Source organism: Chromobacterium indicum (assembly GCF_039708975.1).
GTDB classification, from domain to species: Bacteria; Pseudomonadota; Gammaproteobacteria; order Burkholderiales; family Chromobacteriaceae; genus Chromobacterium; species Chromobacterium piscinae.
On the sequence record NZ_JAYFSJ010000001.1, the window covers coordinates 196,684 to 209,054 of the forward strand.

At 62.6% G+C, this 12,371-nt stretch carries 13 protein-coding genes; 10 read left to right on the plus strand and 3 right to left on the minus strand.

Annotation, left to right across the window (positions count from 1 at the left end):
- Window positions 1-19: 19 nt before the first annotated feature.
- On the minus strand, window positions 20-1,078 hold the full coding sequence (locus VA599_RS01045; protein ID WP_346787378.1) for a GlxA family transcriptional regulator: 1,059 nt from the start codon (window positions 1,076-1,078) through the stop codon (window positions 20-22).
- A 286-nt stretch (window positions 1,079-1,364) separates the two neighbouring features.
- On the opposite strand from VA599_RS01045, the gene VA599_RS01050 reads away from it, so the two are divergent.
- The 10 genes from VA599_RS01050 to VA599_RS01095 all read left to right on the plus strand — a co-directional run bounded on the left by VA599_RS01050 (window position 1,365) and on the right by VA599_RS01095 (window position 10,127).
- Window positions 1,365-2,543 (plus strand): M20 aminoacylase family protein, encoded by a 1,179-nt coding sequence (locus tag VA599_RS01050; RefSeq protein WP_346787379.1) that lies wholly within the window; start codon window positions 1,365-1,367, stop codon window positions 2,541-2,543.
- A 61-nt stretch (window positions 2,544-2,604) separates the two neighbouring features.
- Window positions 2,605-4,422, plus strand: coding sequence for a DUF1302 domain-containing protein (locus tag VA599_RS01055; RefSeq protein ID WP_346787380.1), 1,818 nt, complete (start codon window positions 2,605-2,607; stop codon window positions 4,420-4,422).
- Between the two features lie 334 nt (window positions 4,423-4,756).
- The gene (cysC, locus tag VA599_RS01060; RefSeq protein WP_346787381.1) at window positions 4,757-5,413 is read left to right on the plus strand and encodes an adenylyl-sulfate kinase; all 657 of its coding nucleotides are present in this window, start codon (window positions 4,757-4,759) and stop codon (window positions 5,411-5,413) included.
- On the plus strand, window positions 5,397-6,473 hold the full coding sequence (locus VA599_RS01065) for a sulfotransferase family protein (protein ID WP_346787382.1): 1,077 nt from the start codon (window positions 5,397-5,399) through the stop codon (window positions 6,471-6,473). Before cysC ends, VA599_RS01065 begins: the two co-directional genes overlap by 17 nt.
- An 88-nt stretch (window positions 6,474-6,561) precedes the next feature.
- Window positions 6,562-7,104 (plus strand): GbsR/MarR family transcriptional regulator, encoded by a 543-nt coding sequence (locus VA599_RS01070; RefSeq protein ID WP_104947054.1) that lies wholly within the window; start codon window positions 6,562-6,564, stop codon window positions 7,102-7,104.
- A gap of 125 nt (window positions 7,105-7,229) precedes the next feature.
- Entirely contained in the window at window positions 7,230-7,598 is a 369-nt protein-coding gene (locus tag VA599_RS01075) for a hypothetical protein (protein WP_346787383.1), read from the plus strand.
- Window positions 7,595-8,428: a complex I NDUFA9 subunit family protein gene (locus VA599_RS01080; RefSeq protein ID WP_346787384.1), complete on the plus strand. Its 834-nt coding sequence runs from the start codon at window positions 7,595-7,597 to the stop codon at window positions 8,426-8,428. Before VA599_RS01075 ends, VA599_RS01080 begins: the two co-directional genes overlap by 4 nt.
- Complete coding sequence (locus VA599_RS01085) at window positions 8,425-8,793, plus strand: DoxX-like family protein (RefSeq protein WP_346787385.1); 369 nt, start codon at window positions 8,425-8,427, stop codon at window positions 8,791-8,793. The genes VA599_RS01080 and VA599_RS01085 overlap by 4 nt, the downstream gene beginning before the upstream one ends.
- On the plus strand, window positions 8,790-9,263 hold the full coding sequence (locus tag VA599_RS01090) for a DUF2269 family protein (RefSeq protein ID WP_346787386.1): 474 nt from the start codon (window positions 8,790-8,792) through the stop codon (window positions 9,261-9,263). The genes VA599_RS01085 and VA599_RS01090 overlap by 4 nt, the downstream gene beginning before the upstream one ends.
- 210 nt (window positions 9,264-9,473) lie before the next feature.
- Window positions 9,474-10,127 (plus strand): hypothetical protein, encoded by a 654-nt coding sequence (locus tag VA599_RS01095; protein ID WP_346787387.1) that lies wholly within the window; start codon window positions 9,474-9,476, stop codon window positions 10,125-10,127.
- A 78-nt stretch (window positions 10,128-10,205) separates the two neighbouring features.
- Here the strand turns inward: VA599_RS01095 and leuD are convergent, their stop codons facing one another.
- The gene (gene leuD, locus VA599_RS01100; RefSeq protein ID WP_346787388.1) at window positions 10,206-10,844 is read right to left on the minus strand and encodes a 3-isopropylmalate dehydratase small subunit; all 639 of its coding nucleotides are present in this window, start codon (window positions 10,842-10,844) and stop codon (window positions 10,206-10,208) included.
- Window positions 10,841-12,271, minus strand: a complete 1,431-nt coding sequence (leuC, locus tag VA599_RS01105) for a 3-isopropylmalate dehydratase large subunit (RefSeq protein ID WP_346787389.1) — start codon at window positions 12,269-12,271, stop codon at window positions 10,841-10,843. Before leuC ends, leuD begins: the two co-directional genes overlap by 4 nt.
- Between the last annotated feature and the right edge of the window lie 100 nt (window positions 12,272-12,371).

Sequence of the window (12,371 nt, forward strand, 5' to 3'; positions counted from 1 at the left end):
CGCAGGGCTTTCCGATGGATCAGGCGCGGACCTGGCTGGCCTGGCCGATCTCGGGCTGCGGCATCGCGTCGTCGGCGCGCCACCTGCGCCGCGAGGCACGCAGCGCGTAGGCGCGGCGATAGGCGGCGGGAGTCAGCCCGGTCTGGCGGCGGAACAGGCGGCGAAAAGCGCAGGGGTCGTCGTAGCCGCATTGCTCGACGATGCCGGGCAGATCCAGCATGGTGACTTCCAGCAGCAGCTTGGCGCGCTCCACCCGCAGTTGTTGCAGGTAGTCCAGCGGCGTCATGTCGGCCACTTCGCGGAAATGGCGCAACAAGGTGCGGCTGCTGACCGCGGCGGCGGAGGCCACCCTGTCCAGGCTATAGGGCTCGGCCACGTGTTGTTCCAGCCAGCGCCGCGCCTTGAACACCACGCTGTCCCGGGTGGGCGTGCTCAACGCGGACAGCGTCTGCGCCGATTGCTCGAACCGTGCCGGCAGGTACAACAGTCCGTTGGTACAGCGCTGCGCCAGTTCGTCTCCGGCAAAATGGCGGACCAGTTCCAGCACCAGCTCGGTAGCCGCGGCCGGCGCGCCGCTGCAGAACACGCCGCCGTCCTGAGTGACCGGCCGGTCCATCAGCAGCTTCACCCTTGGGTGGCTGCTGGAGAACCAGCCGGCGATCAGCCAGGTGATGGTGGCGTTGCGGCCGTCCAGGATGCCGGCGCGGGCCAGCAGCGCGGCGCCGTTGTAATTGGTGGCGATGACATCGCCAGCGGCATGGCGCAGGGCGATCAGCCGCAGCGCCTTGTCGGCCCGATCCAGCTGCTGCTTCAGTTGCGGCACGCTGTCCATGTCCAGCCCGGGCACCAGCAGCGCGCAGCGCGCGGCGGCCGGACGGGCGGGAGAGGTGGGCAGCCACGCGGGCAGAGGCTGCTCCGTGCCATCGCTGTCGAGCAGCCGCCAGCTGAACGGCGGCGTTTTCCGCCTGGGGTGGTGAAGATGCCACAGTTTATTGGCCGCATGCAGCACGTCTATGGCGGAAAACAGCGTCCCGCTGAGGCAATTCGGCAGGCAAAGCAGGTCTATGCAGGCGTTCATGTCGGTCAGCCTTGGCGATATCCGCTTTAACCTTGGCGAAACCGGCTCGTAAAATCAAGTTCAAATGCATGTCATGTTTATCATGTCTATGCTGTTTGCTTTGCTGGCGCCTTGATATTCGTCAAGGCGGTTCTTTTCAAGGGCTGGCGATATCCGCCTGTTTATTGGCCGTTCTAGCTCCTTATCCCTTGGCGCGTCCTTCATAGACTGAGGTCAAAGCGGCGCCCCGCCTGGATTGTCCTCGCTCGACGCCGTTTTCCCCACCTCAAGGAAACGGAGTCGACACATGTCCAATCTGCCAGGGGTCATCCCCGCGATCAAACAGCGCGAAGAGCAGTTCATCGCCGTCCGGCACAGCATCCACGCGCATCCGGAACTGGGTTTCGAAGAGGTGGCCACCAGCAAGCTGGTGGCGGAGTCGCTGCGCGCCTGGGGTTACGAGGTGACTGCCGGCATCGGCGGCACCGGCGTTGTCGGCCAGCTGCGCTGCGGCGCGGGCGCGCGCCGGCTGGGCATACGCGCCGACATGGACGCGCTGCCGATACACGAGGACACCGGCCTGCCGTACGCCAGCAAGCTGCCCGGCAAGATGCACGCCTGCGGCCACGACGGCCATACCGCCATCCTGCTGGCGGCGGCGCGCCATCTGGCCGATACCCGCGAGTTCGACGGCACGCTGAACCTCATTTTCCAGCCGGCGGAGGAGGGGCAGGGCGGCGCCGCGCGGATGATGGCTGAAGGCCTGTTCGAACGCTTCCCCTGCGACGCGGTGTTCGCATTGCACAACGGCCCCACGCTGCCGGTGGGCAGCTTCATCGTCCAGCCCGGCGTGCTGGCGGCGTCGGCCGATATCGTGACCATCAAGCTGACCGGCAAGGGCGGCCATGGCGGCATGCCGCATACCTGCGTCGATCCCATCGTGGCGATGGCCTCCATCATCCTGTCGCTGCAGACCATCGTGTCCCGCAATTTGCCGCCGGACCAGCCCGCGGTGGTGTCCATCGGCTCGGCACAGGCCGGCAGCGCCAGCAATGTGATTCCCGATTGCGCCCGGCTGGAGCTGACGGTGCGCACTTACAACCCGGCCATCCAGCAGCAGATAGAAAGCCGGCTGCGGGAGCTGGTCAGCCTGCAGGCGCAAAGCTTCGGCGTGACGGCCGAGATCGAGTGGACACCGGTGACCCGGGTGCTGGTCAACACGCCGGAGGAAACGCGCATCGCGCGCGAAGTGGCGGAGGCTATGGTTGGTCCGCAGGCCATCGTGCCGCTGCCGGCCGGCGCGATGGGGGGGGACGACTTCTCATGGATGCTGGAGAAAGTGCCCGGCTGCTATGTGGTGCTGGGCAATGGAGTGGGCAGCAAGGGCGGCTGCATGATCCACAACCCCGGCTATGACTTCAACGACGAGATTCTCAGCCTTGGCGCCAGTTACTGGGCGCGGCTTGCTGAAACGTATCTGCGTTAGCGGGACTACGCGGCGCCGGGGGGCGACGCCGCGGCGACAATAAGCGCGAGGAGACAATAAGATGAAGCGGATGCACGGATGCGAGTCGCTGTTGTTGATGCTGCTGGCCGGGGCCGGCTATGCCGGCGAGATCACAGTCAGCACGCTGCCTTCAGGCCTGGGGGATGGATACCGTTTCGATCTGGACGGCTGGACGCTGGAAACCAAGGGCGCGATGGCGATAGGGAGCGTCTACCGGACGGAGAATCCCAACGATGTTTTCACCAACCACGCCAACGCGATGGACACTCTGAACGATGGCGATCTCAACTACCGGCGCGGCGATCTGATATCCGAATCCTGGCAGGGATACGCCCAAGGAGATCTGCGCAAGGGCGATGGCGGAGCGTTTGTCAGCGCCAAGGCCTGGTATGACTACGGCCTGATCCACCACGGGGTGCCGCATGGGCACTCGCCCAACGGCTATGCGCCCGGCGCGGCGCTGAACGACGACAAGTTCACCCAGCTGGGCCGCTTCAGCGGCGTGGCGCTGGATGACGCCTACGTGTATGGCGATTACAGCTTGGGCGATGCTTCCCTGTTGTTGAGGCTGGGACAGCAGGTGATCCCGTGGATCACGCCCACCACCATTCTGGGCGGCATCCAGCAGGTGAATGCGATGGATTTCAACGCGCTGGGCCGTTCCGGCACCATTCCGGAAATGGTCAACATCCCCGCGCCGGCGTTTTACGCCAAGCTGAAGGCCACGTCCAAACTGACCGTGGATGGCTATTACCAGTTCAAGTTCGAGCCCAACGCTTATCCCGCTTGCGGCACTTTCTACTCCGGTAGCGATTACGCCCAGCCGGGCTGCAATGCGCTGACCTTGAACGGCACGCTGCTTAGCAAGCTGCTCCGGCGCAATGTCGTCACCAGCGACCAGCAGTCGCTGGCCAACCCGCTGGACTATATCCAGCGAGCGCCGGACGACAAGCCGTATGGCGGCCAGTTCGGTTTCAGCCTCAGCTACCTGTTCGACAATATCGGCTTGCTGGGGCTGTTCTACTCCAACCAGGCCAGCATGATGAGCTTCAACCAGATGATACGCACCGGCCCCGGCGTCTTTCTGCCGGCGGCGGCGAATCAGGGGCGGGCGGTTCCCACCGGAATCGCCGGCCAGTTCCTGCGCGCCTATCCGGACAACATCCACATGTATGGCGTCAATTTCCGCACCCGCTTGCCGGATGGCACCGGGGTGTACAGCGAGCTCACTTATCGTCCCAACCAGCCGGTGGCGTGGAACGGTTCCGATTTTTTGTATGGCGTGCTGGCCGGAAGAGGGCCGCTGGGCTATCTGGCGGCCACCCCAGCCGGCTACCTGGCGCGCGGTTACGATACCTTCGGCAGCAGCCAGCTCACGCTGGGCGCGTCCAAAGCGCTGGGACGGTTGCTGGGCGGAGACGCCAAACTGTCGGCCGAAGCCGGCATCAAGCATCTGTCCGGTTTGCCGGACGCCTATGTGATGCGTTATGGCCGCGTGGGTTTCGGCCAGGCGCCCAGCGCGGCCACGCCCTCCTGTAACGGCACGGGGCCAAGCTGCGCGCTGGACGGTTTCGTCACCGCCAACGCCTGGGGATGGCGCGCCAAGCTGGAGGAGCGCTATTACGGCGCGCTGCCCGGCCTGGATCTGATGCCGTCGCTGGCGCTGGCCTATGATGTCAAAGGCTATTCGCACGATGGCCAGTTCATGGAAGGCAGGCGCAGCGCGCTATGGCGGCTGCAGGCGGAATACCGGAAGCGCTATCAGTTCGAGTTGTTGTATCTGAAGACGGCGGGCGGCGACTACAACACGCTGCAGGACCGCAGCCTGGCGATGATCAGCGCGGGCATCAAATTCTAATCGCCGCTGAGGGGCGGCGTTGAAAACAGCTTCAGAATGTTTGCGTGCCGCATGCGCATTCCGTTTCTGAAGCTGTTTCCAATTTTGCCTCGCCTTGGTCAGTGAGGGAACGAGCCGGCTATTGAGCAGAGTGGCTGCAGGAATCTGCAAGTTAATCGAATGGAATATCCGGCTGATCTTAAATATGCATTGAATTGTCCGTGCAAATACTAGGCCAGTGCTTTGTACTGGATTCCCACCTCGGTTAGGCGCTATGACCAGATTATCCGATATGTGATTATCGTGGGATCGAGTCCTCTCGAGGAGCGCGCGCGATCACCGAGGGAGGCGGCAGATGGGAGAGGTATCCATTCAGGCGGGCGTGCCCGCCAATGTTTTTCGCACCGGCGGCCGGATCCGCCTGGTGGACCGGCAGCGCTTGTTCGGCCATGCGTCGATGACTATCTGGCTGACCGGGCTGAGCGGCGCGGGCAAATCCACCATCGCCTACGACCTGGAGGCGAGACTGGTGGGCGGCGGATTTTCCGCGGTGGTGTTGGACGGGGACAATCTGCGCCATGGCATCAACCGCAACCTGGGTTTTACCGAGGAGGACCGCCGGGAAAACCTGCGCCGGGCGGCCGAGGTGGCGCGACTGATGAACGACGCCGGCCTGATCGTGATCTGTTCCTGCATCTCTCCGCTGCGCAGCGACCGAGAAATGGCGCGCGACATCGTCGGCGAGCGCCGTTTCGCCGAGGTTTACATCAGCACGCCGCTGGCGGTGTGTGAGGGGCGCGATTGCAAGGGCCTGTATGCGAAGGCGCGTTCCGGGCAGATCGCGCATTTCACCGGCGTCTCCGCGCCGTACGAAGCGCCGGAGCAGGCCGCGCTGGCGTTGGACACCAGCACGCTGAGCGTCGACGAGTGCGTGAGCCAGTTGTTCGGGATGGCGCTGCACTGTTGCAGCCCGGCGGCGATGGAGGAGGTCAGCCATGAATATCATATCTGACGAGGACCGGCCGCTGCCGGTGCTGATGATCCCGTTGAGGCGTTGCGGCAGCCACGCCTTGAGGCTGAGGCTCAATTTCAACTCGGATTTCTATTCGCCCTATCCGCTGCACATCGTCGATTTCATGCCGCTGCTGCCTTTGTACGGCGATTTGTCCGATGACCGCAATTACTTCCAGCTGGTGGTCGACGTGGTGGGTTTGCAAGCGGTCAGCATGGTGAAGTGGCCGGATGTGGTGTTTGATCCGGTGGAGATCTTCGAAGTGCTGTCCGGACAGACGCGCAGCGTGCACAAGGTGGCCTGGGAGCTGCTGCTGCGAGTGGGGGAGCGCCATCAAGCCCGCGTGGTGATGGACAAGTCGCTGGACAATGTCCATTACGCCGCCGAGTTGCTGGAGCTACTGCCGCAGATGCGCTTCCTCAATGTCGTGCGCGATCCGCGCGCCCAGGTGGCGTCGATCAATCGCGCCATCATCCATGACTTCGACACCGTTCTCAATGTGCGGACCTGGCTCGCGGCCTACCAGGCGGCCGACAGGCTGCTGACCGAACATCCGGACAAGGTATTGACCATACGCTACGAGGATTTCCTGACCGACCAGCAGATGGCGCTGCGCCAGGTGTGCGATTTCTTCGGCATCGCCTTCATGCCGCAGATGCTGGACATCCGCGGCTCGGCCGAAGCGGCGCAGATCGCGCAGCGTTCGGCGCTGTGGTCGTCCAACCACTTCCCGCCCATCATCGCCCACGCCGACAAGTTCAAGCAGCAGCTGTCGATGCGCGAAATCGAGATTATCGAAACCGCCTGCCGTCCCTATATGGAGCGTTATGGCTACACATTGTTGACGGACGCCAACTTGCCGGTGGACGAGAACATGGCGCTCGAAGCGGAGGAGCGTTCGCGGCAAGGACGCCTGCAAGCCTGGGAGGATCTGAAGCAGAAAAACTACCGTGATTACATCTTGCGGCAATGCAGGGCGGATTACTTGGCCAACCTTAAACTGCGTTTGTTGAGAGAGCCGCTTGCCGCGCCGCCAAAACCGGCCGTGCTGGCCAGCTAGCAGACAGGGCATGGCGGTAGCCATGCCTTTTTATTCTCAATAAATTTCTCTATTGACAGAAATTTCAGAAATTAATATCTTATCAAACATGGAACTGACACCTGTAAGCCAAAGATTCGTGCTCCACTGGGGCGAGATGGGCACCCGCTGGGGCGTCAATCGAACGGTCGCCCAGATTCACGCGCTGCTGTTCATCAGCGGCCGCGCGATGTGCGCGGAGGAGCTGGCGGAGACGCTGAACGTCGCCCGCTCCAATGTCAGCAACAGCCTGAAGGAGCTGCAAGGCTGGAAGCTGATCCGCATCGCCCATGTGCTGGGTGATAGGCGCGACCACTTCGAAACCTCGGGCGATGTGTGGGAACTGTTCCGCATCATTGTCGCCGAGCGCCAGCGGCGCGAGATCGAGCCGACCTTGCAGGTGCTGCGTGAATGCATGGATAGCCCGGACTTTTCCCTGGAAAGCCCGCTGGCTCAGCAGCGGATCAAGAATACCTGGCAGTTCATGGATACCTTGACCGCCTGGACGCGCGAGATGTTGAGGCTGTCCACGTCCACGCTGAGCAAGGTGCTGAAGATGGGGGCCGGCATTCAGAAACTGCTGGGCCGAGGCAAGCCGGAAACAGACGATTGAGGCGCCGGGCCGGGAAGGCTCCGGCGCGGATGCGAGCGATGGCCAGCCGTCTGGCTTGGCATAAGGGGAAATTTTGCCCATTAATTTCTGTTTTGACAGAAATTTCAGAAATAAAGGAGATTGCCATGAGCGGATTCATCATCGTCATGATTCTGGTGCCGGCGCTGTGCAGCTTGTTGTGCTGGTTTCTGCTGGCCGATCCCTTGCGGCAAGTCACGCTAGCCTTGTGCGAGAGCGGCGAGGGCGCGCCGTTCTGGAGCCGGGTTTTTCTGCTGCTGATACTGGCCACGCCACTGTTGACAGTGTTGCTGCTGGCGCCCGAGCACGCGTCGGCCTCCCTGTGGCTGGATATACGCGAAATCTTGAAGTGGGCGCTGATAGGCGTGGTGGCGCAGCTGTTGGTGTTGGTGCTGCTGGTGTGGCGCCAGGTGGCTTTCAGCAGGCCCAAGGCGGCGGGAACAGCCATCGCCGATCATGCCGGAGCGCTGCAATGAAGATATTGCTGCTGGGCGGCAATGGGTTTATCGGCCGGAGGCTGGCCGCCAGGCTGATCGAGGCGGGACATGAGCTGTCGGCCCCGTCCCGCGCCGAATTGGATCTGGCGCGTCCGAATCAGGGCTGGACCGTTTGGCTGGATGGCGTGGATGCCGTCGCCAATCTGGCCGGCGCGTTCCGGCAGGGGCGAGCCGGCGGGTTCGAAGCCATTCACCATGCCGGCCCATTGCGTCTGGCTGCATTGGCGAGGACGCATGGCGTCCGGCGTTGGGTGCAGTTGTCGGCTTTGGGCGCCGCAGCGCATGCCGGTGCGCCGTTCCTGTCCAGCAAGGGCAGAGGCGATGCCGCTCTGCTGGATTGCGGCATGGACGTTGTCGTCGCCCGGCCCTCGCTGATATACGGCGCGGACGGCGCCAGCAGCCGCGTGTTGCTGCGCTTGGCTCGCCTGCCGTTCTGGCTGTTGCCGGAAGGCGGCGGACAGCGCATCCAGCCGGTGGCGGCGGCCGACGTGGCCAAGGGGCTGCAGCGCTTGATCGAAGGCGATGCGCGCGGCGTGATCGATTTCGTCGGAGCGGAAGAAGCGTCTTTGGCCGATTATCTGCGGCAATTGAGGCGTTTGCAGGGCGTGGATGGCGCAGCCTGGTTATGCCCTGTGCCGGCTTGGCTGGCGGACGGATTGGCTGCCGCTTGCGGATGCTGGCCCGGCAGTCTGCTGAATCGAGACAGCCTGCGCATGCTGCGCCAAGGCTCGACAGCCGACCCGATCGCTTTCGCCGCGCTGCTTGGCCGCCAGCCGCTGTCGTTCAGGCAATTCAGGGAGGCAGCATGAAAGTTTCGCGGCGAATGGTGGAACTGTCGCTGGCCGCGTTGTGGCTGTGGAGTGGCTCTCAGCCGCCGTTGACGGCTTGGAGCGAGTCGATCGCTATGCTGGCGCGGCTGGGTTTGCCGCAGGCAGCGCTGGCGCCGTTGTTCCTGCTTTCCTGCGCGCTGGATGTCGCGTACGCGGTCTGGATCGTCTGGCGGCCCTCGGTGTTGGGATGGCGGCTGCAGGCGCTGACCGTGTTGTTTTACAGCGTGGCGGTAGCGGTGGCCTTGCCGGAGAACTGGCTGCATCCGTTCGCGCCGCTGGTGAAGAACTTGCCCATTCTGGCGATGCTGCTGTGGCTGGGCGCCAATCGGGAGGGAAAATCATGAATGCCTATTTGATCGTCAAGACCCTGCACATTCTGTCCGCCACGCTGATGGTGGGCACCGGACTCGGCTCCGCCTTTTACATGTTTTTCGCAAACCGCGGCGGCAAGGTGGCGGCTCAGGCTGAGGTGGCCCACTTGGTGGTGCGGGCCGATTGGTGGTTCACCACGCCGGCGGTGATTTTCCAGCCCTTGTCCGGTTTATGGCTGGCGCATCAGGCGGGGTGGCCGTTGAGCCAATCCTGGATTGTTTGGGCGCTGGGCTTATTTTTATTTGCCGGCGTGTGCTGGCTGCCGGTTGTGTGGCTGCAGATCCGGATGGCAGGCATGGCCCGCGACGCGGCGGAGGCTGGCCAGGCGCTGCCGGCGCGCTACTGGCGTTTCGCGCGGATCTGGGAGCGCCTGGGCTATCCGGCCTTCTGCGCGATGCTGGCGGTGTATTTCCTGATGGTGTTGAAGCCGGACTGGTCGTGAGTGCGGGGCGCGGCTGTTCCGCTGTCGACGTGAATGAGACTGAAGGCAGAACCTTCAAGAAAAATCGATGAAGGTATGGAGGACAGAAGTTAGGGCTATAGTTCAACGTCTCATCCGAGGGGCGCAAGGTTTGGGCCTGTTTGAAAGGCCATGTAGGCTGGTGTATTCAACCTCTGACAGCCGCAGGTCCCAATTCGCGTAAGTGAAGCCGTGCTGCAATCTGGGAACGATTTTGACAAACAGCTATTTGAGCTACTTGCTTCGCGTGGGCTGGCAGCCGCTTGGCTGGTCGACTCGCCTCAAGCGGCCCTTGAGATAGAGTGCCGCCAGCTCATCGCTGATCCGACTTTTCAGTCCGACTTGGCCGACTATCTCTCCGCCAACCCTGTGATCAGTGAGTCCATCGAAACGGTTCTTGCGCAATTGGCCTTCTCTGCTGGCGTTCATTGGCGTCAAGCCGAAAAGGTACTTCAACCATTGGCATGTCGAGGCTGGTACCTGGCGCGCTGGCTTCCTACTTTCTTACTTGTGGATGGCCCGCTTGGTCGCCTGCTGAGACAGAGTCCATCACCTCTCGCGAAGAAGCTGAAGTCCCATCATGCAAATTTTCCGCTTTTAGCTAGCGCGCGAGATGCTTTCAACAATGACCTGTTCCGCAAGGTGAGGAACGGTTTTGCGCACTGGTCATTTACTTGGAATGGTGTGAGCAATCCAGTTCAAATTGATGTCTTTCACTTCGAATCTGGTCGCAAGGAGGCGACGTTGTCTTTGCTGGAAGCCGAAGCACTTCACTACTTAGTCGTGTCTGTAATCCGCACGATCGATGAGGAACTGCTACGTAAGGCAAGCACAAGTGGCGAATAACTCCGATTACACAAAATTTGGATCGGTGCCTATGTATATGTTTGTCTCATCTTATTGGCGCCCTGACGGGCGCCCCGCTTACGCCAAACGGTTTTTTGTCATGGATGCGATGTCTTTCAGCCAGGGCCGCTGCTGCCAATGTCTGGCGGCGAATGCGTGGATCTGGTCTTGCATGGCCAAGGTCGCGCCTATCATGTCCAGGCCTTCGAGGAACATCCGGCGATGGCGTTCGGACAGCGAGAAAGACGCCGTCAGACTCTTGCTTCGCACCGTCATGGATGCGATATCGATCGCGACCAGGCTGTTTTCCGGCGCGGAGACGTCGGCCAGAATGGCTTCGACATCGGCTTCGGCCAGCGCCACCAGCATCAGGCTGCTGTTCATCGCGTTCGAATAGAAAATCTCGCCGAAGCTGGGCGCGATCACCGCCTGGATGCCGTATTGCCGCAGGCCCCAGACCGCGTGTTCGCGGCTGGATCCGCAGCCGAAATTGGGGCCGGTCACCAGTATCCTGGCTGCGGCGTATTCCGGCCGATTGAGAACGAACGCCGGACGGGGCTTTCCATCCGGGCCGAAGCGCATGTCGTACAGCAGGCCTTCGGCCAGGCCCGCCTTGTCGATGCGGCGCAGGAATTGCTTCGGCATGATCTGGTCGGTGTCCAGATTGTTGACCGGCAACGGCGCGGCCATGCCTTCGATTCGGGTGTGAACGGTCATGCTTGCGCTCCCAGTTTGCGAACGTCGGTGATGCAGCCGGCGACGGCGGCGGCGGCGGCCATGGCCGGGCTCATCAGGTGGGTGATCGCATCCCGGCCTTGGCGGCCTTCGAAATTGCGGTTGGTGGTGGAGGCGCACCGCTCGCCGGGGTTGAGCAGGTCGTCATTCATGGCCAGGCATAGGGAGCAGCCGGGTTGGCGCCATTCAAAGCCGGCTTCGATGAAGAGCTGAGCCAGACCTTCCTGTTCGGCCTGGCGGCGCACTTCGCCTGAGCCCGGCACGATCATGGCGCGCACCGAAGGCGCCACGCTTCGTCCGCGCACGATCTCCGCGACAGCGCGCAAGTCCTCGATGCGGGCATTGGTGCAAGAGCCGATGAAGACGCGCTGAACGGGCAAGCCTTCCAGTTGGGCGCCTTCGGCCAGGCCGGTATAGCGCAGCGCCCGCTGCATGGTGAGCCGCTCAGGCCCCTCCGGCGCCGACGCGACAGAGGGGACGTGGCCGCTGATCGGAATGGATTGGTCGGGGCTGGTGCCCCAGGTCACATAGGGCTCGACGTCGCCGGCCTGGAATTCGAGCTCAAGGTCGAATGGGGCGCCGTCGTCGCTGCGCAGGGCGCGCCAGTCCGCCTTCGCGGCGTCCAGCGTCGCTCCGGCCAGGTCCGGGCAATGGCGGGCGATGTATTCCAGCGTCAGCGCATCCGGCGCGATGAGCGCGCCGCGGGCGCCGGCCTCGACCGCCATATTGCACAGCGTCATCCGCGCTTCTATCGTCAACGCTTCAATGGCTTCGCCGCAGAACTCGACCGCGTAGCCGCGCGCGCCGTGCGCGCCGATCCGGTTGATGATCAGCAAGATCAGGTCCTTGGCTGTGGTGCCGAGCGGCAAGCGGCCGGCTACATGGATGCGCATGGTTTGCGCGAGGCGATAGACCAGGGTCTGGGTCGCCAATATGTGTTCGACTTCGGAGGTGCCGATGCCGAAACCTAAGGCTCCCAGCGCGCCGTAGGTTGTGGTGTGGCTGTCTCCGCAGAGAACGACCATGCCCGGGCGGATCATGCCCAGTTCCGGCGCGATGACATGTTCGATGCCTTGAAAACGGTCGTTGGCGTCGAACAGCAGAATGCCGTGGCGCTCGCAATTCTTCTTCAGGTTCGAGGCTTGCAATGCCGAATTCGGCTCCTCGATGATGCGGATCTCCACGGGGTGGGTCGGGATGATGTGGTCGACCACCGCCACGTTCTGGCTGGGCCGCAGGACGCCGCGGCCGGCTTCCGCCAGCCCGGCGAAGGCTTGCGGGCTGGTGTACTCGTTCATGATGTGCAGGTCGGCGTAAAGCAGCACGTTCTGCGGATCCAGACGCGCCACCGTGTGGGTGTCGACCAGCTTTTGGTAAAGCGTTAGGGGTGGGGTTTGCAATGCGGTCACTCTTGTCTCCCGGTGAGCCTGAAAGCGAGGCGGCTTCCTTTGGAGGCAAGTTAGTGGATTGCAAATTTCTGTACAATAATTGAAATATCAAACTGTTTTT

Excerpts from the sequence above, each read along its gene's own strand:
- VA599_RS01045 (WP_346787378.1), bottom strand. The coding sequence starts at position 1,078 with ATGAACGCCTGCATAGACCTGCTTTGCCTGCCGAATTGCCTCAGCGGG.
- VA599_RS01050 (WP_346787379.1), top strand. The coding sequence starts at position 1,365 with ATGTCCAATCTGCCAGGGGTCATCCCCGCGATCAAACAGCGCGAAGAG.
- VA599_RS01055 (WP_346787380.1), top strand. The coding sequence starts at position 2,605 with ATGAAGCGGATGCACGGATGCGAGTCGCTGTTGTTGATGCTGCTGGCC.
- cysC (WP_346787381.1), top strand. The coding sequence starts at position 4,757 with ATGGGAGAGGTATCCATTCAGGCGGGCGTGCCCGCCAATGTTTTTCGC.
- VA599_RS01065 (WP_346787382.1), top strand. The coding sequence starts at position 5,397 with ATGAATATCATATCTGACGAGGACCGGCCGCTGCCGGTGCTGATGATC.
- VA599_RS01070 (WP_104947054.1), top strand. The coding sequence starts at position 6,562 with ATGGAACTGACACCTGTAAGCCAAAGATTCGTGCTCCACTGGGGCGAG.
- VA599_RS01075 (WP_346787383.1), top strand. The coding sequence starts at position 7,230 with ATGAGCGGATTCATCATCGTCATGATTCTGGTGCCGGCGCTGTGCAGC.
- VA599_RS01080 (WP_346787384.1), top strand. The coding sequence starts at position 7,595 with ATGAAGATATTGCTGCTGGGCGGCAATGGGTTTATCGGCCGGAGGCTG.
- VA599_RS01085 (WP_346787385.1), top strand. The coding sequence starts at position 8,425 with ATGAAAGTTTCGCGGCGAATGGTGGAACTGTCGCTGGCCGCGTTGTGG.
- VA599_RS01090 (WP_346787386.1), top strand. The coding sequence starts at position 8,790 with ATGAATGCCTATTTGATCGTCAAGACCCTGCACATTCTGTCCGCCACG.
- leuD (WP_346787388.1), bottom strand. The coding sequence starts at position 10,844 with ATGACCGTTCACACCCGAATCGAAGGCATGGCCGCGCCGTTGCCGGTC.